Below are 26,581 nucleotides of genomic sequence, written 5' to 3' on the forward strand. Positions count from 1 at the left end.
CGCTTCGCACCCCAGCGGGAGCAAGCTCCCTCGCCACAGTGCCGTGTTGGGTCAAACGGACGTATCCCCCTCGCCACACCGCCCCACGGGCGGTAACCTGTCGGGGATTTTTCCCACGACTATTGTGAATCGCCGAATGCCTACCCTGACCTTATTCGTACAGCGCATCCTCGAATTGATGAAGCGCTACCCAGGGGTCATTGCGCTCGGCGGTTTCATCTCCGGGGTCGGCAGCTTCATGCTGGTGGACCGTCAGCAAGGCCTGGCGACCTGGATCACCATCATCATGGTGCTCAGCTGGATCTGGCTGATGCTGGAAAACAGCCTCACCAAGCTCTTCACCCGAATCTTCAAGCGCGAGATTCCCCAGCCGCTGCTGCGCTACGCCACGCAGATGATCCACCAGGAAAGTCTGTTTTTCGTTCTCCCGTTCTTTTTGATCACCACGACCTGGAACAGTGGCCAGCTGTTTTTCACCGGGCTGCTGGGCATCGCCGCACTGATTTCCATCACCGACCCGCTCTACTACAAATGGCTGGCTCCCCGGCGCTGGGCGTTCCTGGCGCTGCACACCCTGACGCTGTTTGCCGCGCTGTTGACCGCCCTGCCCGTCATCCTGCACCTGACCACGTCCCAGAGTTTCAAGCTAGCCCTGGGCACGGCTGTCGTCCTGTCGTTCCCGAGCCTGGCGTCGATCTTCCCGATCCGCACGGTGCGCAACGCGCTGGCCATTCTGAGCATCACCGTCGGCATCGGCGGCGTGGGTTGGGTGATGCGCTCGTGGGTGCCGCCGGCCACGCTGTGGATGACCGATGTGGCGATCAGCACGCAAATGCAGGACCGCACGCCAGGCAAAAGCCTGGAAGAAGTCAGCGCCGAGCAGATTCGTGGAGACGGCCTGTACGCCTACACGGCGATCAACGCCCCGCGCGGTCTGGACGAGCGGATTTACCATGTCTGGCAGTTCAACGGTAAAGAAGTCGACCGCATCGCGCTGGATATCCACGGCGGGCGCAAGGAAGGCTATCGCGCCTGGACCCACAAGCAGAACTTCCCCGGTAACCCGGCGGGCAAGTGGCAGGTTCGGGTGCTGACCGAGGATGGCCAGTTGATCGGTGTGTTGCGCTTCAAGATCACGGACAGCACACCGACCAAAGAAAAGTAATGCGGTTCGTGCTATTACGTAGCTCTGCGTAACAGCCGAACAAGCACGGAGCTTATGACCAGCAGCACAATGCCCGGCAGTGCCTCACTGGACACCTCGCACACCCCTGCGCAATTGCACGTCACGGGTGACTGGACGCTTGCCCATTACGCCGACCTCAAGGATCTGAGCGAAAAGCTCCGCGGCCAATACGACGACAAAACCCACATCGACCTCAACGGCCTCGGCGCGCTCGACACTGCCGGCGCCTCGCTGTTGGTGGAATTGCTCGGTTCGGACCGGCTCGGCAAGTCCGCCGAACACCCCGATTGCACCTTGTCCGTTGCCGATCGTGCGTTGTTGCAGACCGTTTATTGCTCAATGACCGACTTCTGCGTGCCGATCAAGGAACCGGAAATCGGCGTCGGCGTTCAACTGCTGACGCGCATTGGCCGCGCGGTGGACGCCGTCTGGCAGGACACCCTGCAACTGCTGGGATTCGTCGGCCTGATCCTGGAAACCATCGCCCGCGGCCTGTTCCGCCCCAAGCGCTGGCGCATCACGCCGATGGTCGCGCACATCGAACAGACCGGCCTAGACGCCGCGCCCATCGTTGCCCTGCTGACGTTTCTGGTGGGCGCCGTCGTGGCTTTTCTCGGGGCGACGGTACTCGCGAGTTTCGGTGCGAGCATCTTCACCGTGGACCTGGTGGCGTTCTCCTTCCTGCGTGAATTCGGCGTGCTGCTCACCGCCATCCTGATGGCCGGGCGAACCGCCAGTGCGTTTACCGCGCAGATCGGCTCGATGAAGGCCAACGAAGAGATCGATGCTATTCGTACCTTGGGCCTCGACCCGATGGAGTTGCTGGTGGTGCCGCGCGTGCTGGCGCTGCTGGTGGCGCTGCCGATGCTGACCTTTCTGGCGATGCTCTCGGGGATTGTCGGCGGTGGCGTGGTGTGCGCCGTGGCGCTGGATATCTCGCCGGCGATGTTCCTTTCGCTGCTGCAAACCGACATCGGCGTTCAGCACTTTCTGGTGGGGATCGTCAAAGCGCCGATCTTTGCGTTCCTCATCGCCGCCATTGGTTGCCTTGAAGGCTTCAAGGTCAGTGGCAGCGCCGAGTCTGTGGGTGCACACACCACGTCGAGTGTGGTGCAGTCGATTTTCGTGGTGATCGTGCTCGACGCCGTGGCCGCGCTGTTTTTCATGGAGATGGGCTGGTGAGTCGTCTACCCCGAGCGCCCTCCGAGGCGGTGATCGAAGTCCGAGGGCTGTGCAATCGTTTTGGCCGCCAGAGCGTGCACGAGAACCTCGACCTGGATCTGTACAAGGGCGAAATCCTGGCCGTGGTCGGCGGTTCCGGCAGCGGCAAATCGGTGCTGCTGCGCAGCATTGTCGGCTTGCGCCAGCCCAGCGAAGGGGTGGTGAAGGTGTTCGGCAAGAACCTCCCGACACTGTCCGAACACGAGCGCTCGATGGTCGAACGGCGCTTCGGTGTGCTGTTCCAGAAAGGCGCCCTGTTCTCTTCGCTGACCGTCACCGAAAACGTGGCCCTGCCCCTGATCGAACACGCGGGCCTGAGCCGCAACGATGCCGAGCACCTGGCGGCGGTCAAACTGGCATTGGCCGGGCTACCGCTGTCGGCGGCGGACAAGTATCCCGCTTCGCTGTCCGGCGGCATGATCAAGCGCGCGGCACTGGCCCGGGCGCTGGCGCTGGACCCGGACATCCTGTTCCTCGACGAACCCACCGCCGGCCTCGACCCGATTGGCGCGGCGGCTTTCGATCAGTTGATCCTGACCCTGCGCGATGCGTTGGGTTTGAGTGTGTTTCTGGTCACCCATGACCTCGACACGCTCTACACCATCACCGATCGGGTGGCGGTGCTGGCGCAGAAGAAAGTGCTGGTGGCGGACGCCATCGACAAGGTCTCGGAAACCGACGACCCGTGGATTCACGAATACTTCCATGGCCCTCGCGGCCGCGCGGCGCTGACCGCCGCTCAACAGTTGAATGAGGTCTGACATGGAAACCCGAGCCCATCATGTATTGATCGGCCTGTTCACCGTGATTGTGGTGGCAGGTGCCCTGCTCTTCGGCTTGTGGCTGGCCAAGTCCAGCGTCGACACCGAGTTCAAGGATTATGAAATCGTCTTCAACGAGGCGGTCAGCGGCTTGTCCAAAGGCAGCGCGGTGCAGTACAGCGGGATCAAGGTCGGCGACGTGGTGACGTTGCGCCTTGACCCGAAAGACCCGCGCCGCGTGCTGGCGCGGATTCGCCTGGGTGGCGATACGCCGATCAAGGAAGACACCCAGGCCAAACTGGCGCTGACCGGGATCACCGGTACGTCGATCATCCAGCTCAGCGGTGGCACGCCGCAAAGCCCGACGCTCAAGGGCAAGGACGGTGATCTACCGACGATCATCGCATCGCCCTCGCCCATCGCCCGGCTGCTCAACGACAGCAACGATTTGATGGCCGGCGTGAACGTCTTGATGCACAACGCCAATCAGATGTTTTCCGCGGAGAACGTCGAGCGCATCAGCAAGACCCTCGAGCATCTGGAACAAACCACTGGCACCATCGCCGATCAGCGCGGCGATATCCGCCAGGCGATGCAGCAACTGGCGTCGGTCGGCAAGCAGGCCGGCGCGATGCTGGAACAGACGTCGGCGCTGATGCGCAACGCCAACGGCATGCTCAACGATCAGGGCAAGCAGATGTTCGGCAGCGCCGAGCGGGCCATGAAGTCGCTGGAACAAAGCAGCGCGACGATCAACACGTTGCTCACCAACAATCAGGATTCCCTCAACAGCGGCATGCAAGGCCTCAACGGTTTGGCCCCGGCGGTGCGCGAGCTGCGCGACACCCTGACGTCGTTGCGCGCAATTTCCCAGCGCCTGGAAGCCAACCCCAGCGGTTACCTGCTGGGCAATGACAAGAACAAGGAGTTCACGCCATGAAGCTGCGCCACGTTGCCCTCCTCGGCGCTTTTGCGTTGACCAGCGCTTGCTCGATCCTGCCCAAGTCCGAGCCGTCCGATGTGTATCGGTTGCCTTCGGCCCAGAGCGTTTCTCCCAGCCACGGCACGCCGCAGCGCTGGTCCCTGCGCCTGACCAAGCCGCAGGCCAGCGAGGCGTTGAACAGTTCGCAGATCGCCGTGATTCCGCAAGGCGATCTGATCAGCAGCTACAAGGCTTCACGCTGGAGCGACCCGGCGCCGGTGCTGCTGCGTAATCGTCTGCTCGATGGTTTTCAGCGTGACGGTCGGGTTGCGTTGCTGAGCACCGACGACAGCAATTTCCAGGCGGACCTGGAATTGGGCGGGAGTTTGCAGGCGTTCCAGACTGAATACCAAGGCACAGCGGCGAGTGTCGTTGTGCGTCTGGATGCGTTGCTGGTGCGTGGTTATGACCAGCGAATTCTCGCCAGCCGCCGCTTTGAAGTGCGTCAGCCGTTGAGCGATGTGAAGGTGCCGGCGGTAGTGGTCGGGTTTGGCCAGGCGAGTGATCAGTTGACGGCGCAGGTGGTGAGTTGGGCGGTGGAGCAAGGGCAGAAAGTCGCGCCGCCTCCCCGCCGTTGAATACACACTGGGCCTTTGTGGCGAGGGAGCTTGCTCCCGTTGGGCTGCGCAGCAGTCCCCTAAGTGGGGCCGCTTCGCAGCCCAGCGGGAGCAAGCTCCCTCGCCACACAAGCGGGCTTCCACAGGGGATGTGTGTTTAACCGAAGAACCAGTAGCAGACGCCGATGGCACCTAGAACGCCAGCCAATTCCGCCAACAACGCACACCCCACCGCATGCCGTGCCCGCTGAATCCCCACCGCGCCGAAATACACCGCCAATACATAAAACGTCGTTTCCGTACTGCCCTGAATCGTCGCCGCCACCAGCGCCGGGAAGCTGTCTACCCCGGACGTCTTCATGGTTTCGATCAGCATCGCCCGGGCCGCACTGCCGGAGAACGGCTTGACCATCGCTGTCGGCAACGCATCGACGAAGCGGGTATCCCAACCAGCCCACTCCACGAGATGCCGAATCCCGTCCAGACCAAAGTCCAGCGCCCCGGACGCACGCAGCACACCCACCGCGCACAGCATCGCCACCAGGTATGGCAGCAGATTCTTGGCCACGTCGAAGCCTTCTTTCGCGCCTTCGACGAACGCCTCATAAACCTTCACTTTGCGCAGCGCGCCGATCACCAGGAACAGCATGATCAGCCCGAACAGCGTCACGTTGCCGAGGATCGAGGACAAGCCGGCCAGAGCGGTGGCCGAGAGCGTGCCCAGCAACGCCATGAAGCCGCCGAGGGCGAGGGCACCGGGGATCAGGTAGGCGAGCACCACCGGGTCCCACAGGCGCAGGCGCTGCATGACCGCCACCGACAGCAATCCGACCAGTGTCGAACAACTGGTGGCGAGCAGGATCGGCAGGAACACCAGCGTCGGATCCGGCGCGCCTTGCTGCGCGCGGTACATGAAGATCGTCACCGGCAGCAGGGTCAGGGAGGAGGCGTTGAGTACCAGGAACAGGATCTGCGCGTTGCTGGCAATGGTGTCGCTGGGGTTGAGTTCTTGCAGCGCCTTCATGGCTTTGAGGCCGATCGGCGTAGCCGCGTTGTCCAGGCCCAGGCCGTTGGCGGCGAAGTTCAGGGTGATCAGGCCGATGGCCGGGTGACCGGCCGGCACTCCCGGCATCAGGCGCAGGAACAACGGGCCCAGCGCCTTGGCCAGCCATTCGACGATCCCGGCCTTTTCGGCGATGCGCAGAAAGCCCAGCCAGAGGGTCAGTGTGCCGAACAGCAGGACCATGACCTCGACCGACAACTTGGCCATGGCGAAAATGCTTTCCACCATCGCCGCGAAGATCCCGGCGTTACCACCGATCAGCCATTGCGCCAGCGCCGACACGGCCGCCACGATGAAGAAGCTAAGCCACAGGCCATTAAGCATCAGTTGAATCCCCCGAAGAATGCCGCGAATGATAGCGGGGTAGCCAGAAACGACAAACCCCGGATTTCTCCGGGGTTTGTTTGTGTGGCTTGCTCGGGTCACTGTGGGAGCCAGCCTGCTGGCGATGAGGCCTACACGTTCAACATCTCTGTTGTTGGATTCACCACTCTCGCCAGCAGGCTGGCTCCCACATAAAAGCCAGACTCCACAGGTTCAGCTATCAGTTGCGGGTAACCTCGCCGGCAGGCAGTTTTTCCTTGCTGCGCCAGTGCGGCAGCGAGTTCCAGTAGCGCTGGCCCTTGGCATCGTCGTACATGCCTTCCCAGCGGGAGACGACCAGTACGGCCAAGGCGTTGCCGATCACGTTCAGTGCGGTACGCGCCATGTCCATGATGCGGTCGACACCGGCAATGAACGCCAGGCCTTCCAGCGGAATACCCACGCTGCCCAATGTGGCCAGCAGCACCACGAAGGACACGCCCGGTACGCCGGCGATGCCTTTGGAGGTCACCATCAGCGTCAGCACCAGCAACAGTTGCTGGCTGATCGACAGGTCAATGCCATACAGCTGGGCAATGAAGATCGCCGCGATGCTTTGGTACAGGGTCGAACCGTCGAGGTTGAAGGAGTAGCCGGTCGGCACCACGAAGCTGCAGATCGCTTTTGGCGCGCCGTAGGCTTCCATCTTCTCAATGACCCGTGGCAGCACGGTTTCGGAACTGGCGGTGGAGTAGGCCAGCACCAGCTCATCCTTGAAGATGCGCATCAGCTTGATCACCGAGAAGCCGAACAGGCGAGCGATCAGGCCCAGCACCATGAAGGCGAAGAAGGCGATGGCGAAGTAAACCAGGATCACCAGTTTGGCCAGCGGCAGCAGGGACGCGAAGCCGAAGTTGGCGACGGTCACCGCGATCAGTGCGAAAACGCCGATCGGGGCGTAGTTCATGATCATGTGGGTGACCTTGAACATGCTTTCCGAAACGCCCTGGAACATCGTTACCAGCGGGTCGCGCAACTCGGGCTTGAGGCTCGACAGACCGAGACCGAACAGCACCGAGAAGAAGATAATCGGCAGCATTTCACCGCGAGCGATGGCCGCGAAGATGTTCGACGGGATCAGGTTGAGGATGGTTTCGATGAACGCATGTTCATGCTGAACCTCGGCCGCCGTGGCCTGGTACTTGGAGATGTCCACCGTACCCAGCGTGCTCATGTCGATGCCGGCGCCCGGGTGGAACACATTGGCCAACACCAGACCGACAACGATAGCGATCGTGGTAACGATCTCGAAGTAGATGATGGTTTTCAGGCCGATGCTGCCGAGTTTCTTCGCATCACCGACACCCGCGATACCGACGATCAGCGACGAGATCACGATCGGGATCACAATCATCTTGATCAGACGGATAAAGATATCGCCTGCCGGTTGCAGGACGTTGCTGATCCACCAGGCCTTCTCGGCACTGAAATGGTTGAGCAGCGCACCGATTGCAATCCCCAATACCAGACCGATGAGGATCTGCCAGGCGAGGCTGAGCTTTGCCTTCTTCATATCTTTACCCTTACTTGCGTTTGACTCGGGCAGATGCAGGAACTGGAACGCTTGTGGCGAAAAAGTCTTGCGCATCTGCCCCCGTATAAGGTGCCCCGGAGCGATTATTCATGGCTCTCTGGCAGGCGAAAAAAGGCGCAACTATTCCGATGCAAGGAAGCGACGTCTAATGCCGTAAACGCCTACCCTATGCCGAATCGGCATGAGGTTTTTTTACTGAAACCGACGTCGCAAACGGTTCGAATGTGACATTTCGGCAGGCATACGTGCCGTGAACCGGCCATTTCCGGGCAGGGTGGGTGTTTTTTGATCACTTGTGCGGGAGGGGTATTTCAGAAAAATACGACCATGAGAGACGAGAAATCGCTGGAAAATCAGGTAGTTTTTTCTCGATGTACGGTCACGCAAGAAACACCGGGAAAGTATTTTCCGGTGATCATTCGAGCGAATGAAGAGTGAGGAGCGAAACCGAGCGGATCGCTGTAGTTCAACGCATTGCGCGCATAAGCTCTTCGCAAGTCCGTCGCGCCATGACGGGACGGCGAACTTGCGTCGCAGCTTTTACCTGACCCGGCCCTTGCGCAGGCACTCCCTGTACCCGTAGGTCACTCCGCCCCTGAAACAGGCAGAACGTCCCGACCCCTTGGTCATGCGTCTACCTTCCTCGGGTAGCGCATTGGAGAGAAGCAATGCTGCTTCTTTCGTGTGACAAATTCAGTACCAGTTCGGATCTTTCTTCAGTTGTTCCATCAACAGATCCTGCATGCCTTGGTCGGGCTTGCCGAGGAAGCGGTAATCGGCATGTCGAGTCGGCGACTTGTCGGCCGGCAAGCCTGCAGGCACTTCGACCAGCATCGCGTAGGCATCCTTCTTGTCGAAGCTGACGGCCACGATCAGGCGTTTGTTGAGGCATGTGTCATGCGATTCGCAGAGCGGCCCCACCAGATACTTGTCGCCTTCTTCTTCAACGGCATTCATTTGCTCGGCGTCACCGGACAGGTTCATCACCCATTCCGGCAGGCGTTCTTCCTTCTTCACCACGCCTTCCCAAGTGTCATGAAACTGCGGGTCTGCGCTCAACAGCTCGTTGACCCGCGTCTGGCCATCATTGGCCGCTGTCGCCATGGCACTGCCGCCCAGAAGCAGGGCGGCTGCCATCGTTTTCAGTAAAACGTTCATCTTCAACCTCGACCGCGACGGCCAAAGAAGAACGAAGCAATGAACATCACCAGGAACACGACAAAGAGAATCTTGGCGATACCCGTGGCGGTGCCCGCGATACCACCGAAGCCCAGTACTGCAGCGATGATGGCAATGATCAAGAATGTGATTGCCCAGCTCAACATGGTGATTCTCCTTACGCTTCTATTTAGAGGTAATGCTTGTGATGCATGTCCCGGCGCAACGAATGCGCCAAGTTCGTGTGTCTAGAACACCCAACGTTCCTGACGTGGCGTCTCATCCACAGGCTGAGCCTGGTCGACGTCCATCATTCGCATCGGCGCGCTGTCGGCAAAAGTGCTGCTGACGGCGCTGAAGTGGGTTTGGGTCGGATGCTGAATCGACAGGCGTGGTGCTTCTTGCTCCTGGCTCTGCTCCCAGCGCTGAAACTGTTGGCCGCCGATCAAGGTGATCAATAGCGCCAGGACAGCAAACAGGCCTTGCTGGATATGCAGTGGCGAGATACGCAATTGGGCGGCACGTTGGCGACTCATCCTGAAGCTCCTCCCACACTGTGGTGATCTTGTTGAGGGCGACGGTTGCGATGCCCTGGTTAATCAGACCATTGCAGCCCGCATGCCAGCTTTCATCGAAGAAAAAACATATATAAATCAACATCTTATATTTGATGCGGGAAACAGACGGGACGCATCCTGCACGATGACCCTGTTGTCGTCGTGCGTATTGCACGATTGATTTGCAGAAGCTTTCAGAATTTTTGAATTGCGGGGAGGGCGTAGATGTCTCAAAGGAAATCGGAAGCGCGCCTGAAAACCAGCGATCCGATAAAAAAACAACAAAATCAGGCGATTAGCCGTAGGGTGAGCAGATAGCTACCCTGATGTGGTCGGAATCGACCAGAATCAACCATGCAACTTGCCCGATTTTTCCGGGACTAACCAAGATCATTCGTTAAGGAGCGTAGGAAAATGGAATCAGCCACCGAGCATCAGGGCCGCATTCTGCTGGTGGACGACGAGTCCGCCATCCTGCGAACGTTCCGTTACTGCCTCGAAGACGAAGGCTACAGCGTCGCCACTGCCAACAGCGCGGCGCAGGCTGATGCGTTGTTGCAACGCCAGGTGTTTGATCTATGTTTCCTCGATTTGCGCCTGGGTGAGGACAACGGCCTCGATGTGCTGGCCCAGATGCGCATTCAGGCGCCGTGGATGCGCGTTGTCATCGTCACTGCTCACTCGGCCGTAGACACCGCCGTAGACGCGATTCAGGCTGGCGCCGCTGATTATCTGGTCAAACCCTGCAGCCCCGATCAATTGCGCCTGGCCACCGCCAAGCAACTGGAAGTGCGGCAACTTTCGGCACGCCTGGAGGCGCTGGAAGGTGAAGTGCGCAAACCCAAGGACGGCCTGGACTCCCACAGCCCGGCCATGAAAGTAGTGCTGGAAACCGCCCGCCAGGTGGCCAGCACGGATGCCAACATTCTGATTCTCGGTGAATCCGGTACCGGTAAAGGCGAACTGTCCCAGGCGATTCACGGCTGGAGCAAGCGCGCGAAAAAATCCTGCGTCACCATCAACTGCCCATCGCTGACGGCCGAATTGATGGAAAGCGAACTCTTCGGCCACAGCCGTGGGGCCTTCACCGGCGCGAGCGAAAGTACGCTGGGACGGGTCAATCAGGCGGACGGCGGAACGCTGTTTCTCGACGAGATTGGCGATTTTCCCCTGACATTGCAGCCAAAATTGCTGCGTTTTATTCAGGATAAGGAATACGAACGGGTCGGCGACCCCGTGACCCGCCGCGCCGATGTGCGCATCCTGGCAGCCACCAACCTCAATCTTGAAGACATGGTGCGCGACGGTCGTTTCCGTGAAGACTTGCTCTATCGCTTGAACGTCATCACCTTGCACCTGCCGCCGTTGCGCGAACGTCGGGAGGATATCTTGAACCTGGCTGACCGCTTCCTGGCTCGTTTCGTCAAGGAATACGCGCGCCCGGCGCGAGGCTTCAGCGACGAGGCCCGTGAAGCGCTGCTGGGTTATCGCTGGCCGGGGAACATTCGAGAGTTGCGCAATGTGGTTGAGCGGGCGAGCATCATTTGTCCTCAGGAGCGTGTAGAGATCAGCCACCTGGGAATGGCCGAGACCCCGGTGAACAATGCGCCGCGCATTGGTGCTGCGCTGAGTCTGGACGAATTGGAGAAGGCGCACATCGGCGCGGTCCTGGCCACCGCCGACACGCTGGACCAGGCCGCGAAGACGCTCGGCATTGACGCTTCGACGCTGTACCGCAAACGCAAGCAGTACAACCTGTGAGTCCTGCTCGATGAAACTGGCGATGAAGTTGCGTACTCGGCTTTTTCTGAGTATTTCTGCACTGATCACCGTTGCGCTGCTTGGGCTGTTGCTCGGGCTGGTCAGTGTGATGCAGATGGCGGGAACCCAGGAAGCCCTGGTGCGCGACAACTTTGTCACCCTGGATCTGGGCCTCAAACTGCGTCAGACCTTGGGCGACCAGCTGATTCTGATGATGGGTGACAAACCCGACCCTGCGGCATTCGAAGCGTCCAAGCAGCATTATTTTCAGCTGCTGGATGAAGGCATCGCCCATGATCAGGGCGGCGAGGGGCGCCAGTACGGATTCTTGCAAGCCAAAGAGGATTACCTGAGTTTTCTTCAGGCGTTGGCCCTCTCAAGTGATCCGTCCCATGTGTTGAGTGGCAACGAAGCGCTCACCGAAAAATTCAACGTGCTGCGCAGCGGTCTGATCACCGAGCACAAGCATGCGCTGGACAGAATCAATGAAACGCAACGTCATGCCCGGGATCGGGCGCTGCTCATTGCCGGCCTGCTCGGGTTGGTCGGGCTGGCGGTGCTGATTATCGGCTTCGTGACCGCCCATGCGATCGCTCGACGTTTCGGTGAGCCGATCGAAGCCCTGGCTCAGGCCGCCGACCACATCGGCCAAGGCAACTTCGAGGTGACCCTGCCGATTTCCTCTGCGGTGGAGATGAATCAGCTGACCAAGCGCTTCGGGATCATGGCCGAGGCGCTGCGTCAGCACCAGGCCACCAATATCGACGAGCTGCTCGCCGGCCAGCAGCGGTTGCAGGCGGTACTCGACAGTATCGACGACGGTCTGTTGATGATCGATCGCGAGGGCCATCTGGAACACCTCAACCCGGTGGCGCAGCGTCAGTTGGGTTGGGATACCGACCGTCTCGGCCAGGGGTTGGGCTCAGCGCTCGAACGCCCGGAGCTGGATCAACAGCTGCAACTGGTACTGCGCGGAGGCACGCTGGAGCGTGCACCGGAGGACCTGAGTATCGAGGTCGATGGTGAATCGCGTTTGCTCACTTACAGCCTGACGCCGGTCAGTCATACCCAGGGCCATATTCTGGGGGCGGTGATGGTGCTGCATGACGTCACCGAGCAGCGGGCGTTCGAACGGGTGCGCAGCGAGTTTGTATTGCGCGCCTCCCATGAGCTGCGCACGCCGGTCACCGGGATGCACATGGCGTTCGGCTTGTTCCGCGAGCGCGCGCATTTCGCTGCGGACTCGCGAGAGGCTGACCTGCTGGACACCGTGAATGAAGAAATGCAGCGCTTGATGCAGTTGATCAATGACCTGCTGAACTTCTCACGCTACCAGAACGGCTTGCAGAAACTTTCCCTGGCGCCGTGCTCCATCGAAGAGCTGCTGGAGCAGGCCCGGTCGAGGTTTGCCGATACCGCGCAAGAGAAGGGCATCGATTTGCTGGTGGAAGTGCAGGGGCCATTACCCTGGTTACAGGCCGATCAGCCACAATTGGACCGGGTGCTCGATAACCTCATCGACAACGCGTTGCGTCATACCGGCGCTGATGGCCAGATCCGCTTGCAGGCGCGACGCCACGGCGAGCGGGTGATTATCAGTGTCGAGGACAATGGCGAAGGTATCGCTTATGGCCAGCAGGGGCGGATCTTCGAGCCCTTTGTACAGGTCGGGCGCAAGAAGGGTGGCGCGGGGCTTGGCCTGGCGTTGTGTAAGGAAATCGTGCAGTTGCACGGTGGGCGGATGGGCGTCTATTCGCGGCCGGGGCAGGGCACTCAGTTCTACATGGCGCTGGCGGTTTAACGCGCGCTTACGCTTCGTCATCCAGGCGTCGGCCGGCGAGTCGCCGGCCACGGGTAATCAGTTCGATGAACTGAACGGCGCTCAACGCATGGGCGAATAACCAGCCCTGACCGTATTTCACTCCTTCACTGCTCAGAAACGCTGCTTGCGCTTCATGTTCAATGCCCTCGGCAATCACTTTGAGTTGCAGCGCCTGGGCCATGTGAATGATGTGCGGCGCCACGCCGCTGCTGGCGGCGTCATGCCCCAACGCATCGATAAACGCCTTGTCGATTTTCAGGCAATCCACTGGCAGGGTTTGCAGATAGGCGAGGCTGCAATAGCCAGTGCCAAAGTCATCGATCAACACCTGATGCCCGACGTCGCGCAAGGCTTGCAGGTTTTCCCGGGCCACCACCACATCGATCAGGCCGCGCTCGGTCACTTCAAAGGCAATCTGTTTGGCCGCGACCCGGTGCAGGATCAACAGTCGCGCCATCACCTGGCCGATACGCGGCACCATGACGTCGCAGGCCGCCAGGTTGACCGAGATGTACAGCTGCGGATTGGCCCGCAACAAATGCCCAAGCTGCTCCAGCAGGCGTTGCAGGACGAAGTCGGTCATCTGGCGGATCTGGCCGGTGTTCTCTGCCATGGGAATAAACAGATCGGGGCTGGTCAGGGTGCCGTCAGGCCGGCGCCAGCGTAGCAAGGCTTCAGCCCCGACACAGTTGCGGCTGTCGAGGTCGAAGATGGGCTGGTACAACACCTGCAACTCACCTCGCCGTATCGCGCCAGCCAATTCGGCGTCCAGTGACTGTCGCTGACGCACCAGCAGAAACACCATGAAGCCCGCGACGACTCCCAGCGCCAGGCTCGCCGGCACCAGCCACCACCAGGCGCCGGGCACACTCACGCCGGTGCGCGGGGTGATCAGCACCAATTGGTATTCAGGGCTTTTGGTCGGCATGAGGTAAATCAAGCGAGTCGGGGTGACTTGCAAGACATCGCTGCCTTTCGGTGGCCAAGGCTTGGTCGGCGGCCAGGTTTGCGCGGAGCCCAGCACCGGAATCGCGCGGGTGCCGTGGTCGAGTATCACCAAAAGACTGCTGCCCGGCGACAGGTCGACCATGTCGGTCAAATGTCCGCGAGAGGTCGCGACACGGAAATTGCCACGCCCGAGCATGAGCGCGGCCCGGTTTTCATCAGGTTCGGTGGTGGTGTTCAGCCAGTAACTGTAAGTGGGGTCTTTGATGTCCGGGGGGCGTGCCAGTGACGTTCCTTCCTGGCGCGGACGGTTAGAGCAGATCTTCGAGGCATCCATGTACACGGCCTCGTAAACGAAGCGGTAATTGAAGGTGACCTGCTGCAAAGTGGCGATCATGTCTTTGTCGCAGGTTCGCAGCGGTTGGGCCTCCAGATCATCGAGGCCTTCGCGCAGCTGCCCGAACAACTGCTCCAGGCGCGCAAGAAATCGCTCACCCTGCGCGTTCATTTCCAGACTTTCGTTCTGCTCGATCTGATGCACCGCCACGAACAGGCTCAGTGCCAATAGCAATACGCTGCTCAGGACAGCAGCCAGCATCGCCAAAAACCATGGGCGATAGAACCAGCTACGAAGCGTCTCTCGAGTAGCGGTCATGTGGGAATATCCGAAGAATTACCAATGAGTTATAGCTGCTGATTGGGAAAAAGCCCGGACCGTCGGGCGGGCGTCATTATTTTGTCTGGTTCAAGACCTGAAGAAGTGCGGCCGTTTGCGCGTCCGGCATGCCGTCGAAGCGGGATGGCCGGAAATGCATCTGAAAGGCTGCAATCACGTGGCGGGTCGCAACGTCCAGCTCACCGGTTTGCGGCGTGGCATAACCCAGGCGGGCCAACTGTCCCTGAAACCAGCTGACGCTCGGCAGTTCAGCGTTGAACTGCGCTTGTTGACGCGCCACGGCCTGTTCGTTCGGCCAGATACCCAAGCCTTCGGCTGCCAACCGTTTCCAGGGAAAAACCGGCCCCGGATCCAGCTTGCGCAGCGGTGCGATGTCGCTATGGCCGATGATGCTGCGGGGGGGGATGGCGTAGCGCTGGCTGATGTCTTTGAGCAACACGATTAACGACTGGATCTGAGCTTCGCTGTAGGGGTACCAGTAACGCCCACCGGTCGGGGTTTCCTTGAATCCTGGATTGACGATTTCGATGCCAATGGAGCTGGAGTTCAGCCAGGTCCGACCTTGCCATTCACTTTCTCCGGCGTGCCATGCCCGCAGGTTTTCATCCATAAGCTTATAGATGGTGGCGTTTTTATCGTCGCCGATCAGGTAGTGGCTGCTGACTTCGCCGTGGGTCAGCAGTTGCAGCGAGCGTTCCAGCGATGCGGAGGTGTAATGAACCACCACGAACTGAATGCGACTGTCGTGATTGGATGAAGGATGGCTGGTGTCGAACCGGGGGCCACTGGCACAGCCGGCCAATAGAAGCGACACGATGAGAGCAAGATATTTCATGGCAAAGGACAATACGCGCAAGACAGTAATGCAACAGTGTAACGTAATGCCTTGCGCGACGACGGCTAACGGGACCATTTAAACAAAATGGAACAATTGGCTCTCAGCCCAATTCCACCCGATTACGCCCTGCATGTTTGGCACGGTATAGCGCCTGATCGGCTCTTTTCAGCACCATATCGCTGTGTTCTCCGGGTTTGAATGCAGTCATTCCCATCGAAACGGTAATGGTCACCGGCTCCCCTTTGAAGTGGAACGGGCAGGCTTCGATGGATGCGCGCAGGTTTTCCAGCAGTTTTGCCCCCGTCGCTTGCACTGTGCCTGGCATCAACAGCACAAACTCTTCACCGCCAAACCGCGCGATGAAATCGGTCCCGCGCAGGCGTTTGCGCAATACGCTGGCGAAGATTTTCAGCACCTTGTCGCCCGCCAGGTGCCCATAGTTGTCATTGATGCGTTTGAAATGATCGAGGTCGAGCATGGCCAGCAACAGGGTGTTGCCGTGTTGCTGCCACTGGCTGATTTCGTGATCGAGCCGCTCGCTCCAGGCCGCACGGTTGGGCAGTCCGGTCAGCGGGTCGATCAAGGCTTTCTGGCGCTGCTCTTCAAGATGCTCGCGGTAGCCCTGGGCTTCCTGCTCCATGTGTGCCACACGTTCGGCCAGGCTTTTAAGGCGGGCGGCCACTTCCTGCTCGCGCTCGTCACGTTGCTTCTGGTGCTGATCCATGGTCCCGAGCAGGCCTTCGAGGTGGTTCTCCAGGACGTGCTTGAGATCTTCGAGGTCCGCCGCCTCTTGCATGCTGCTCTGCAGGCCGTCGACCTGCTCGCGGATCTGCGTGTCCATTTCGCGCGCGGCTGAGCGGTTGTCCGCGTGGCCATCGCTGGCGGCTTGCAGGTTGCTCTGGAATGACTCGAGGCGCTCGTTGAGTTGCTGCAGATAGGCTTCGAATTCATGCTGGCCGCTGTCGTTAATCGCCAGCATCAAAGTGGCCAGATCGTCGAGGATCGGCAGCAGTTCGTACCAGTTCAAACCGTTCTGCAGGCGATCGCGCATCGCTTCGGCTTGTGGCCGATGGCGCTCGGGCAGTGACAGGTCGTCCAGCAGACCCAGGAGCGTGTCTTCGATGTGCTTGGCAACAGAGCTGTAGGACGGTTCTGGCGAGTCCGGCAGGGCGTAGTGAATATCGTGTTCAGATTGTTCCGGATCGACGGTGGCGGATGCCTGGGCCATGACCGAGGGCAGGGGCAGGCTGTCGAGAGATACCGTCGGGGTCAACTCGTCTGGATTGGTCGCCAGTTGAGTCTCGGCAACCGTAGACATGGCGGCTGGTAAGGCGACTGGTGCCGATTGCTCTGGTTGTTCACTCTCCGGCTGGACAGGAGCAGGCGCTCGCTGAGGCTCATGGACTGGTGGGACAAATGCCACGACTTCAGCGATTGGCGTCGTCGCTGCGGGTGCTTCGATCGCCTCTGGATCAGGCTCGGCAGGAAGATCGGCGGGCGGCGTCACGCGTGGTTCGTCGGCAACTGGCACGGGCTCGACGATCACTCGCGGCAGTTCGGGAGGTGCCGCAGCAACCTCATCGACAGGCAGCGGAGTGGGCGCTTGCACCTCCGGGGGAGCCACCTGCTGTATCGCATCTTCCGTTTCACGATTGCCAAACAAACGCTGCAACAAACCTGGCCGACCGGGTTCCGCCGGGTTCTCCAGCTGACTCAAGGCTTTTCCTTGCAGGCCGCTCAGCTCGCTGAGCAGCAACGGGATCTCACGCGCCTGGCTGACGCGTCCGTCCAGCGTTTTGGCGAAGTTCTTGAGTGGGCGGCTCACTTCACGGGGCAGCGGCAATGTCTGCAGTTGCGCCACCAGCGCAGTCAGTGCGGCGCTGGTCTGATTGACTCGGGTCTCGCGGCGCTGTTCGGAGTCGAGTACCGCTTTTTCCAGTCGCGGAAGCAGTGCCGCCAGGCCGGCGTCCATGTCATTGGTGCGGATGACTTCGCGCATTTCTTTCATGCACTGGTCAACCGCGCGGTCGGTGCCCTCGGCCGCCAGCGTGCTGCGCACCAGTCCGCGCCGCAGCAGGTCGAGCCGGGCGTCCCAGCGACGTTCGAGCTTTTCCTGTTGTTCGATGCTTTTGAGGTATTTCTCTTTCCAGCGCTGTGTTTCGTCGCTCATTCATGGGTTCCGCGAGGGGCTGGACTCAACGCGGGGAATGCATCGGCCGTGAGCGAGCCCGGCAGACGAATCTCTACCGCGACCGGCAAGTGATCGGAAATGGGTTGTGCCAGCACTTCGACCTTTTCCAGCGTCAGGGTCGGGCTCAGCAGAATATGGTCCAGGCAGCGCTGCGGGCGCCAGCTGGGGAAGGTCGCTTCCAGTTGCGGCGCCAGCAGGCCGAGGTCGCGCAACGGAGAATTTTGCAGCAGGTCACTGGCGTGGGTGTTCATGTCGCCCATCAGCACCTGATGTTTATAACCGCCGATCAGCTCGCGGATGTAAGCCAGTTGCATGCTTCGGGCGCGGGCGCCCAGCGCCAGGTGCATCATGACCACCACCAGCGCTTCCGGACCTTCACCAAAACGCACCAGGATCGCACCGCGACCCTTGGGCCCCGGCAGCGGATGATCTTCAATCGCCCACGGGCGCAGGCGGCTGAGCACGCCATTGCTGTGCTGGCCGAGCCGACCGAGGTTGCGATTGAGTTGTTGATACCAGTAGGGGAAGGCGCCGAGTTGCGCCAGGTGTTCCACTTGATTGACGTAGCCGGATCTCAGGCTGCCGCCATCGGCTTCCTGCAGGGCGACCAGATCGAAGTCGCCCAACAGATTGCCGATCTTTTGCAGATTGTCAGCACGCCCGCTGTGAGGCAACAGGTGTTGCCAGCCCCGGGTCACGTAGTGCCGATACCGCTCGGTACTGATGCCGACCTGGATATTGAAACTGAGCAAGCGCAGACGGCTGTCTGCGGGCAGGCCCGTCGATTCCAGGTGATGTTCGTTGACCTGCGGATCATGCAGGCCAACGATGCGTTCAGTACCCCAGCGGCGCATGGCAGGCCCCGCGCTTAGTTGGCAGCAGCCTTGTTAGCCGCTCGCTCTTTGTCGACCAGTTTGTCGGCCAGTTGCAGGGCTTGCTCGGCACCGCCGGCAGAGCCCACGTCAAAGCGATACTTGCCGTTGACGATCATGGTTGGAACGCCGGAGATTTCATATTTCTTGGCCAGTTCTTTGGCTTTGACAATCTGGCCTTTAACGGCGAAGGAATCAAAGGTCGCCAGGAACTTGTCCTTGTCTACGCCTTGAGTCGCCAGGAAGTCGGCCATTTCGTTTTTATCGGTCAGCTTTTTGTGTTCTTTCTGAATCGCGTTGAACACCGCAGCGTGAACCTTGCTCTCGACGCCCATGGCTTCCAGGGTCAGGAACATCTGGCCGTGTGCGTCCCATGGGCCGCCGAACATGGCTGGAATACGGACGAAATTCACGTCGGACGGCAGCTTCTCGACCCAAGGATTGATCACCGGCTCGAAAGCGTAGCAATGCGGGCAGCCGTACCAGAACAGCTCCACCACTTCGATCTTGCCAGGCACCGCAACCGGAACCGGATTACTCAGTTCGACATAAGGGGCGGCGGGTGCTTCGGCGGCTTGGGCAGTCATGCCGAACAGGCTGGCAGCGACGAGTGCGGCGCTGATGATCAGATTACGCATGCTTTACTCCTGGACAATTTGGGTCGCCTCGCGCGACCTGTTTTCAGACAGGTCATGGCGGGCTTGAGTTCTGTAGTGTAACGGCAGCAGGCACAAAAAAGGGCGGCCTGAGCCACCCTTTTTATACTTGCTGCGACGGATTAATAGAGCGTTAACGTTGCAGGAGATGTACGTCCCGCCCGACGCCCGATTCGCCGGCTTAGTGCAGGCCCTGAATGTAGCTGGACACCGCTGCGATATCTTCGTCGCTCAGGCGTTTGGCAATGGTCTGCATGGTTTTGGTGTCGCCGTCGTTGCTGCGACCGCCTTCTTCCTTGCGGAAATCGGTCAGCTGCTTGGCAATGTATTGAGCGTGCTGGCCACCCAGGTGAGGGAAGCCGGCGGCCGCGTTGCCTGCGCCGTTTGGCGAGTGGCAGCCAGTACAGGCTGGCAGGCCCTTGGCAAGGTCGCCGCCACGGAACAGTGCTTCACCGCGAGCCACGACTTTAGGGTCGGCGGCGCCAACGCTGCCTTTCTGGCTGGCGAAGTAGGCGGCGATATCGGCCAGGTCCTGATCACTCAGGTTGGTCAGCAGGCCGGTCATTTCGAGTACCGTGCGTTTGCCGGACTTGATGTCGTGCAGCTGCTTGTTCAGATAACGCTCGCCCTGACCTGCCAGTTTCGGAAAGTTAGGCGCCATGCTGTTGCCATCCGGGCCATGACAGGCGCCACATACTGCGGCTTTCGCCTGACCAGCAGTTGCATCACCTGCAGCATGGGCTATGCCGGAGATCCCCACGGTCAACAGCAGACTCACGATCAATTTGTTCATCAGCTAATCCAACTACGGCTAAGGGTTAAAGAGTTATGGACCGGGATCACTCGCTCATCCACTGGATGATGGCTTGGTAATCCTCGGCACTGCAGTCCATGCACAAACCACGCGGCGGCATCGCCTTGAAACCCTGGGTCACGTGTTGCACCAGCGTCTCCATACCTTTCGCCAACCTCGGCGTCCAAGCTTCCTGATCGCCCTTTTTGGGCGCCATGGGTAGTTGGCCGGAATGACAGGCACCACAAACACGGTTGTACACAGCTTCCGGATCCTGTGTAGCCTGAGCGCTGTAAAGCGGCATCAAGACACCGGCAGCTAGCAGCCATTTCGTCATAAAACGACCTTTTCAGGGTTGAGAGCGTTCTGCGTTCTAGTGCGCAATCAAGGTCAATCGCTCTCGTGAACTTCATCCTACGCTGGGACAAAGCGCACACAAAATCTGCGGCATTATATACTGGCGCTACTGAAACGGAAACGACACCGCTTGCCGCGTCCATTCCCGGCGCCGCCCACATCGGAAATCCCATGCAACTCAAGAACCCCATCCTCGGCCTGTGCCAACAGTCCACCTTCATGCTCAGCGCTGCCAAAGTCGATCAATGTCCCGACGACGAAGGCTTTGAAGTGGCCTTCGCCGGGCGTTCCAACGCCGGTAAATCCAGCGCGTTGAACACCCTGACGCATGCCAGCCTGGCGCGGACCTCGAAAACCCCGGGTCGCACGCAACTCTTGAACTTCTTCAAGCTAGACGATGATCGTCGTCTGGTCGACCTGCCGGGCTACGGTTATGCGAAAGTGCCGATCCCGTTGAAGCTGCACTGGCAGCGTCACCTGGAAGCTTATCTGGGTGGTCGCGAGAGTTTGAAAGGCCTGATTCTGATGATGGACATCCGTCATCCAATGACCGACTTCGACCTGTTGATGCTCGACTGGGCCGTCGCCAGCGGCATGCCGATGCACATTCTGCTGACCAAAGCGGACAAGCTGACTTACGGCGCGGCGAAAAACGTGCTGCTCAAGGTTCAGTCGGATATTCGAAAAGGCTGGGGCGATGCGATCAGCATTCAGCTGTTTTCGGCACCGAAACGCATGGGCCTGGAAGACGCCTACACTGTATTGGCGGGCTGGATGGAACTGGCTGACAAAGGCTCCGAGCTTGCGGAATAACAAATCGCGGGCAAAAAAAACCCCGGACTTCTTATGGGGAGGGGGAAGTTCCGGGGTTCAAGTTCCGGACCGCTAGGGCGGGGTCCAGATTATCTGCCAACACTTAACACAACATAGGAGCATCGAAGGGCTTCACCAGCCATTCAGTAACTCTGAGTGGCAGTTCACAGGTTTAGTTCCGGCGGTTCAAAAACCATTTGAAATAAGCCGGAGCGTTTTCTGAAATAAGCGCCCTTCGAACTCTCTGCCGCGGCACTATGCCGCAGCAGAAAACGCCTTTTCAGACAGATCAGTGAGCCTCGTCCCAGTTATTTCCTACGCCAACCTCGACCAGAAGCGGCACATCAAGCTTCGCGGCTTCGCTCATGTGCAGGCGAATTTCCTCACGAACCTGATCGACGAGATCTTCACGCACCTCAAGCACTAATTCATCGTGCACCTGCAGGATGACTTTGGCGTCGAGACCCGATGAGGTCAGCCAGTTATCCACAGCCACCATGGCTTTCTTGATGATGTCCGCCGCCGTGCCTTGCATCGGGGCATTGATCGCCGTGCGTTCGGCACCTTTACGCAGGGCCGGGTTTTTCGCGTTGATTTCCGGCAGGTACAGGCGACGACCGAAGATGGTCTCGACGAAACCTTGCTCGGCCGCCTGGGCGCGGGTGCGCTCCATGTATTCCAGGACGCCTGGATAGCGGGCGAAATAGCGATCGATGTACGCCTGGGACTGTTTGCGATCGACGCCGATCTGCTTGGCCAGGCCAAACGCGCTCATGCCATAGATCAAACCGAAGTTGATCGCCTTGGCGCTACGACGCTGATCAGTGGTGACCTGCGCCAACTCAACACCGAAAACCTCGGCGGCGGTGGCTTTGTGCACGTCCAGGTCATTGCGGAAGGCGTGAAGCAAACCTTCGTCCTTGGCCAGGTGAGCCATGATGCGCAACTCGATTTGCGAGTAGTCCGCAGCCAGCAGCTTGTAGCCTTTTGGCGCAACGAACGCCTGACGAATCCGACGACCTTCAGCGGTGCGGATCGGGATGTTCTGCAGGTTCGGATCACTGGACGACAAACGCCCGGTCGCCGCGACCGCCTGATGGTAAGAGGTGTGAATCCGTCCGGTGCGCGGGTTGATCTGCTCCGGCAGGCGATCGGTGTAGGTGCTTTTCAGTTTGCTCATCGAGCGGTACTGCATCAGCACTTTGGGTAGCGGGTAATCCTGCTCGGCCAGTTCAGCCAATACAGCTTCGGCGGTCGAGGCCTGGCCCTTGGCGGTTTTGCTAAGGATCGGCAGGCCGAGTTTTTCGTACAGGATCACGCCCAATTGCTTCGGCGAGCCGAGGTTGAATTCCTCGCCAGCGATGGCAAATGCCTCACGCTCCAGGGCGACCATTTTCTCGCCCAACTCAACGCTCTGGATGCCCAGCAGGTTGGCATCGACCAGTGCGCCCTGACGCTCGATCCGTGCGAGTACCGGCACCAGCGGCATTTCGATGTCGCTCAGGACTTTGCTCAGGCTCGGAATCGCGTTGAGCTTTTCCTGCAAGGTTTGATGCAGGCGCAGGGTCACGTCGGCGTCTTCGGCGGCGTAAGGCCCGGCCAGCTCCAGGGAAATCTGGTCGAAGGTCAGTTGCTTGGCACCCTTGCCGGCAATGTCCTGAAAACCTGTGGTGGTGTGATTCAGGTACTTCAGCGCCAGGCTGTCCATGTCGTGGCGGGTCGCGGTGGAATCCAGCACATAGGATTCGAGCATGGTGTCGAAGGCGATGCCTTGTACGGTGATGCCGCAGCTCTGGTCGCCACCGATGGCGCAGTTGGCCAGGATGTTCATGTCAAACTTGGCGTGCTGGCCGACCTTGAGTTTGTTCGGGTCTTCCAGGATCGGTTTCAGTGCGCGCAGCACGGTGTCGCGATCGAGCTGATCCGGCACGCCCATGTAGGAATGGGTCAGCGGGATGTAGGCCGCTTCGTTGGCCTGTACAGCGAACGACAGGCCGACCAGTTGCGCCTGCTGCGCATCGATGCCGGTGGTTTCGGTATCAAAGGCGATCAGCGTGGCGTCGTTGAGCTTCTTCAGCCACAGGTCGAAATCGGCCTGAGTGAGGATCGTCGTGTACTTGAGTTCAGTCTCGACGGAGACTTCTTCAGCCACCGACGCGGTGACTTCCTGGCCGGAACGCTTGGCGTCGCGCTGGTTGTCTTCGAACCAGCTCTTGAATTCCAGCAGCGTGTAGAGCTCGGCCAGTTTGTCGTGATCCGGCTTGCCCATTTGCAGGTCGTCGAGGCCGATATCCAGCGGCACGTCGATCTTGATCGTCGCCAGTTGGTAGGAGAGGAAAGCCATCTCCTTGTGCTCTTCGAGTTTGGCCGGCAGGGTTTTTGCGCCGCGAATCGGCAGGGTCGGAACGATGTCGAGCTGCGCATAGAGCTCGGTCAGGCCGCCGTTTACGCCGACCAACAGACCGGAAGCGGTCTTGGGACCGATGCCCGGAACGCCCGGGATGTTGTCGGAAGAATCGCCCATCAACGCCAGATAATCGATGATCTGCTCGGGAGCGACGCCGAATTTCTCCTTCACGCCCTCCACGTCCATGCTGCTACCGGTCATTGTGTTGACCAAGGTAATGTGGCCGTCGACCAGCTGCGCCATGTCCTTGTCGCCGGTGGAGATGATCACCGGGCGGTCGGCCGCCGCACTGCTGCGGGCCAGGGTGCCGATCACGTCATCGGCCTCGACGCCTTCGACGCACAGCAGCGGGAAGCCCAGAGCGATCACGCTCTGGTGCAGCGGCTCGATCTGCACGCGCATGTCATCGGGCATGCTCGGACGGTTGGCCTTGTATTCGGCGTACATGTCATCGCGAAACGTCCCACCCTTGGCGTCAAACACCACGGCGAACGGACTGTCCGGGTACTGCTTGCGCAGACTCTTGAGCATGTTCAACACGCCTTTGACCGCTCCGGTCGGCAAACCTTTGGAAGTGGTCAGCGGTGGCAGGGCGTGAAAGGCGCGGTACAGGTAAGAAGAACCGTCCACCAGGACGAGGGGGGCTTGGCTCATGAGCAGGATCAACCTTTTCGGCGGGTCCGGCGCTAGAATAGCGGGACCGTTGACGACAAAGGGACAAGGTTATCATGCGCACACTAAATCGCTTGCTGCTGGCTGGCTTGTTTGCAACCGTTCCACTGGCCGTCATGGCGGCGGACGATGCGCCGACTCCAGAGCCTGAAGTCACGATCCGCACGGAAGGGGACAAGGTCATTCAGGAATACCGCCAAAACGGTTTCCTGTATGCGATCAAGGTTACGCCGAAGAATGCGCCGCCGTATTTCCTGGTGCGCGCGGACGGGACGGATGCGAACTTCATCCGCTCGGATCAGCCGGATATGCTGATTCCGTCGTGGAAGATTTTTGAATGGAAGTAGATTCTTAATTTCAATCGGCGCTGGCTCAAGCAGCGGCGCCCGTACTGGCAGTTAAAACATGTCTGTGTTCACCCCGCTGGCTCGGCCCGAGCTGGAAACCTTTCTCGCCCCATACGGGCTCGGCCGCCTGCTTGATTTCCAGGGGATTGCCGCCGGTAGCGAAAACACCAATTTCTTTATCAGCCTGGAGCAGGGCGAATTTGTCCTGACCCTGGTTGAGCGTGGTCCGGTTCAGGAGATGCCGTTCTTCATTGAACTGCTGGACGTGCTGCATGAAGCCGACCTGCCGGTACCTTACGCCTTGCGCACCACCGATGGCGTCGCCTTGCGCGAACTGGCCGGTAAGCCTGCGCTGTTGCAGCCGCGTCTGGCCGGCAAGCACATCAAGGTCGCCAACGCACAGCATTGCGCCCAAGTGGGCGAGTTGCTCGCGCACCTGCATCTGGCAACCCAGGCCAACATGATCAAGCGCAAGACCGATCGTGGGCTGGACTGGATGCTGGAAGAGGGCACGCAGCTGTTGTCGCATCTGAATGCCGAGCAAAGTGATTTGCTGCAACGGGCGCTTGACGAAATCACACAGCAAAAAGAGAAAATTCTGGCGTTGCCACGGGCCAACATCCACGCGGACCTGTTCCGCGACAACGCGATGTTCGAAGGCACGCACCTGACGGGATTGATCGACTTTTACAATGCTTGCTCGGGGCCAATGCTCTACGACGTGGCGATTGCCTTGAACGACTGGTGCTCGGACGACGACGGGTTGATTGATGGACCGCGGGCGCGGGCGTTGCTGGGGGCGTATGCCGCGTTGCGGCCATTCACGGCGGCCGAGGCGGAGTTGTGGTCGACCATGCTGCGTGTGGCGTGTGTGCGGTTCTGGTTGTCGCGGTTGATTGCCGCAGAGTCTTTCGCCGGGCAGGACGTGTTGATTCACGACCCGATGGAATTTCAGCAGCGCTTGGCGCAGCGGCAGAAGGTCAGCACGCCGCTGCCGTTCGCCCTCTGAATTGTGGCGAGGGAGCTTGCTCCCGCTGGCCTGCGCAGCAGGCCCATCTTGGGGCCGCTTCGCTGCCCAGCGGGAGCAAGCTCCCTCGCCACAGGGTTATCGCTGTATTTACAACGACTCCAGGCACCCCGCCAAATCATTCCCCAATTTCTCCAACACCTGCTCATATCCCTGAGCAGTCGCAGGTGTATACCCACCCAGCGCATCCAGTTCCGCGAGTTTCACAGGCAACCCCGCCACCAGTGTTTCCGCCAGGCGCGGACGCAACGGCGGTTCGCTGAACACGCAGGTCTTGCCCACTTCCTGTAACCGCGTGCGCATTGCCGACACGTGCTGGGCACCCGGCTGGACTTCGGCAGCGACGCTGAATACGCCCGTGTGCTTCAGACTGTAAGCGTCTTCGAAGTAGTCGAACGCTTCATGGAACACAAAGTACGGTTTGCCCGCGATACCCGCCAGCCGCGCCTTCAAGCGCAGGTCCAGCGCATCCAGGCGCTCATCGAACGCTTTAAGATTGTTTTGATAACGCGCGGCATTGGCTGGATCGGCCGCACTCAAATCCGCGGCCATTTTCGCCGCGATCACCCGAGCGTTGACTGGTGACAACCACAAATGCGCATCCAGGCTGCCCGGACGGTGGTCGTGATCATGCTCATCGGCTTCTTCGGCGTGGGAGTGACTGTCTTCGGCGAAACGACGCAATTTCAGCCCCGGCAGATCCTGCACGGCGACGCTCGGCAGCGTACGACCATTCAGCACGCGAGGCAGGAAACCTTCCATGTCCGGACCGATCCAGTAAACCAGATCCACCGATTGAACCTTCCGTACGTCGGAAGGGCGCAGGGCATAGTTATGCGGGGAAGCACCCGGCGGCAGCAGCACTTCCGGAATCGCCAGACCGTCTTGCACCGCAGCGGCAATCAGCTGTAGCGGCTTGATGCTGGTGAGAACCTTGACTTCGGCATGAGCAGAACCGATCAACAGAAAACTGGCGACAAATGCGACAAAGATAGAAAAAAGTCGGGACACGATGACCACTC

Annotated in this window: 24 protein-coding genes; 10 read left to right on the forward strand and 14 right to left on the reverse strand. The window is 59.8% G+C overall.

Features of this window, described 5'->3' with window-relative positions; translation table 11 throughout:
- Positions 1-136: 136 nt before the first annotated feature.
- The 5 genes from KJF94_RS26740 to KJF94_RS26760 are packed head-to-tail and all read left to right on the forward strand — an operon-like array spanning position 137 to position 4,728.
- Positions 137-1,165, forward strand: coding sequence for a DUF5924 family protein (locus tag KJF94_RS26740; protein ID WP_214380018.1), 1,029 nt, complete (start codon positions 137-139; stop codon positions 1,163-1,165).
- A 54-nt stretch (positions 1,166-1,219) separates the two neighbouring features.
- Positions 1,220-2,368 (forward strand): ABC transporter permease, encoded by a 1,149-nt coding sequence (locus KJF94_RS26745; protein ID WP_214380019.1) that lies wholly within the window; start codon positions 1,220-1,222, stop codon positions 2,366-2,368.
- Positions 2,365-3,168, forward strand: a complete 804-nt coding sequence (locus KJF94_RS26750) for an ABC transporter ATP-binding protein (protein WP_017341742.1) — start codon at positions 2,365-2,367, stop codon at positions 3,166-3,168. The genes KJF94_RS26745 and KJF94_RS26750 overlap by 4 nt, the downstream gene beginning before the upstream one ends.
- Position 3,169: 1 nt before the next feature.
- Entirely contained in the window at positions 3,170-4,108 is a 939-nt protein-coding gene (locus KJF94_RS26755) for an MlaD family protein (protein ID WP_214380020.1), read from the forward strand.
- Positions 4,105-4,728, forward strand: a complete 624-nt coding sequence (locus KJF94_RS26760) for an ABC-type transport auxiliary lipoprotein family protein (protein ID WP_214380021.1) — start codon at positions 4,105-4,107, stop codon at positions 4,726-4,728. The genes KJF94_RS26755 and KJF94_RS26760 overlap by 4 nt, the downstream gene beginning before the upstream one ends.
- Before the next feature lie 136 nt (positions 4,729-4,864).
- Here the strand turns inward: KJF94_RS26760 and KJF94_RS26765 are convergent, their stop codons facing one another.
- The 5 genes from KJF94_RS26765 to KJF94_RS26785 form a co-directional block, all read right to left on the reverse strand.
- Entirely contained in the window at positions 4,865-6,094 is a 1,230-nt protein-coding gene (locus KJF94_RS26765; protein WP_214380022.1) for a nucleoside recognition domain-containing protein, read from the reverse strand.
- A 220-nt stretch (positions 6,095-6,314) separates the two neighbouring features.
- On the reverse strand, positions 6,315-7,646 hold the full coding sequence (gene gltP, locus KJF94_RS26770; RefSeq protein ID WP_214380023.1) for a glutamate/aspartate:proton symporter GltP: 1,332 nt from the start codon (positions 7,644-7,646) through the stop codon (positions 6,315-6,317).
- A 714-nt stretch (positions 7,647-8,360) separates the two neighbouring features.
- On the reverse strand, positions 8,361-8,825 hold the full coding sequence (locus tag KJF94_RS26775) for an inhibitor of vertebrate lysozyme family protein (RefSeq protein WP_214380024.1): 465 nt from the start codon (positions 8,823-8,825) through the stop codon (positions 8,361-8,363).
- A 2-nt stretch (positions 8,826-8,827) separates the two neighbouring features.
- The gene (locus KJF94_RS26780) at positions 8,828-8,992 is read right to left on the reverse strand and encodes a DUF1328 domain-containing protein (RefSeq protein ID WP_003177151.1); all 165 of its coding nucleotides are present in this window, start codon (positions 8,990-8,992) and stop codon (positions 8,828-8,830) included.
- Between the two features lie 81 nt (positions 8,993-9,073).
- Positions 9,074-9,361 carry a hypothetical protein gene (locus tag KJF94_RS26785; RefSeq protein WP_214380025.1) on the reverse strand — a complete coding sequence of 96 codons (288 nt, stop codon included), beginning with the start codon at positions 9,359-9,361 and terminating at the stop codon, positions 9,074-9,076.
- A 435-nt stretch (positions 9,362-9,796) separates the two neighbouring features.
- Between KJF94_RS26785 and algB the strand changes: the two genes are divergently transcribed.
- A complete protein-coding gene (gene algB, locus KJF94_RS26790; protein ID WP_214380026.1) occupies positions 9,797-11,143 on the forward strand; it encodes a sigma-54-dependent response regulator transcription factor AlgB in 1,347 nt (448 codons plus the stop codon).
- Positions 11,144-11,153: 10 nt separating this feature from the next.
- Positions 11,154-12,944, forward strand: coding sequence for an ATP-binding protein (locus KJF94_RS26795; RefSeq protein WP_214380027.1), 1,791 nt, complete (start codon positions 11,154-11,156; stop codon positions 12,942-12,944).
- A gap of 7 nt (positions 12,945-12,951) precedes the next feature.
- Here the strand turns inward: KJF94_RS26795 and KJF94_RS26800 are convergent, their stop codons facing one another.
- From KJF94_RS26800 to KJF94_RS26830, 7 genes are all read right to left on the reverse strand, one after another.
- Positions 12,952-14,565: an EAL domain-containing protein gene (locus KJF94_RS26800; protein WP_214380028.1), complete on the reverse strand. Its 1,614-nt coding sequence runs from the start codon at positions 14,563-14,565 to the stop codon at positions 12,952-12,954.
- A gap of 76 nt (positions 14,566-14,641) precedes the next feature.
- Positions 14,642-15,421 (reverse strand): N-acetylmuramoyl-L-alanine amidase, encoded by a 780-nt coding sequence (locus KJF94_RS26805; protein ID WP_214380029.1) that lies wholly within the window; start codon positions 15,419-15,421, stop codon positions 14,642-14,644.
- 103 nt (positions 15,422-15,524) lie between these two features.
- Complete coding sequence (locus KJF94_RS26810) at positions 15,525-17,594, reverse strand: GGDEF domain-containing protein (protein ID WP_214380030.1); 2,070 nt, start codon at positions 17,592-17,594, stop codon at positions 15,525-15,527.
- Entirely contained in the window at positions 17,591-18,469 is an 879-nt protein-coding gene (locus tag KJF94_RS26815) for an endonuclease/exonuclease/phosphatase family protein (RefSeq protein WP_214380031.1), read from the reverse strand. The genes KJF94_RS26810 and KJF94_RS26815 overlap by 4 nt, the downstream gene beginning before the upstream one ends.
- Before the next feature lie 14 nt (positions 18,470-18,483).
- Positions 18,484-19,125, reverse strand: a complete 642-nt coding sequence (gene dsbA / locus KJF94_RS26820; RefSeq protein ID WP_214380032.1) for a thiol:disulfide interchange protein DsbA — start codon at positions 19,123-19,125, stop codon at positions 18,484-18,486.
- Positions 19,126-19,324: 199 nt separating this feature from the next.
- Positions 19,325-19,936 (reverse strand): c-type cytochrome, encoded by a 612-nt coding sequence (locus KJF94_RS26825; RefSeq protein ID WP_214380033.1) that lies wholly within the window; start codon positions 19,934-19,936, stop codon positions 19,325-19,327.
- Between the two features lie 46 nt (positions 19,937-19,982).
- The gene (locus KJF94_RS26830; protein ID WP_008156007.1) at positions 19,983-20,273 is read right to left on the reverse strand and encodes a c-type cytochrome; all 291 of its coding nucleotides are present in this window, start codon (positions 20,271-20,273) and stop codon (positions 19,983-19,985) included.
- Positions 20,274-20,464: 191 nt separating this feature from the next.
- Here KJF94_RS26830 and yihA point away from each other — a divergent pair, with 191 nt between their 5' ends.
- Positions 20,465-21,106, forward strand: coding sequence for a ribosome biogenesis GTP-binding protein YihA/YsxC (gene yihA, locus KJF94_RS26835; RefSeq protein WP_017341758.1), 642 nt, complete (start codon positions 20,465-20,467; stop codon positions 21,104-21,106).
- A 289-nt stretch (positions 21,107-21,395) separates the two neighbouring features.
- Here yihA and polA read toward each other — a convergent pair whose 3' ends face one another.
- Positions 21,396-24,167, reverse strand: a complete 2,772-nt coding sequence (gene polA, locus KJF94_RS26840) for a DNA polymerase I (protein WP_214380034.1) — start codon at positions 24,165-24,167, stop codon at positions 21,396-21,398.
- Positions 24,168-24,241: 74 nt separating this feature from the next.
- On the opposite strand from polA, the gene KJF94_RS26845 reads away from it, so the two are divergent.
- Together KJF94_RS26845 and KJF94_RS26850 are read left to right on the forward strand one after the other, a co-directional pair.
- Entirely contained in the window at positions 24,242-24,532 is a 291-nt protein-coding gene (locus KJF94_RS26845) for a DUF2782 domain-containing protein (protein WP_214380035.1), read from the forward strand.
- Positions 24,533-24,590: 58 nt separating this feature from the next.
- A complete protein-coding gene (locus tag KJF94_RS26850) occupies positions 24,591-25,541 on the forward strand; it encodes a homoserine kinase (protein ID WP_214380036.1) in 951 nt (316 codons plus the stop codon).
- Between the two features lie 108 nt (positions 25,542-25,649).
- Here the strand turns inward: KJF94_RS26850 and KJF94_RS26855 are convergent, their stop codons facing one another.
- Entirely contained in the window at positions 25,650-26,570 is a 921-nt protein-coding gene (locus KJF94_RS26855) for a zinc ABC transporter substrate-binding protein (protein WP_214380037.1), read from the reverse strand.
- Between the last annotated feature and the right edge of the window lie 11 nt (positions 26,571-26,581).

Source organism: Pseudomonas hormoni, from assembly GCF_018502625.1.
Taxonomy (GTDB): Bacteria; Pseudomonadota; Gammaproteobacteria; order Pseudomonadales; family Pseudomonadaceae; genus Aquipseudomonas; species Aquipseudomonas hormoni.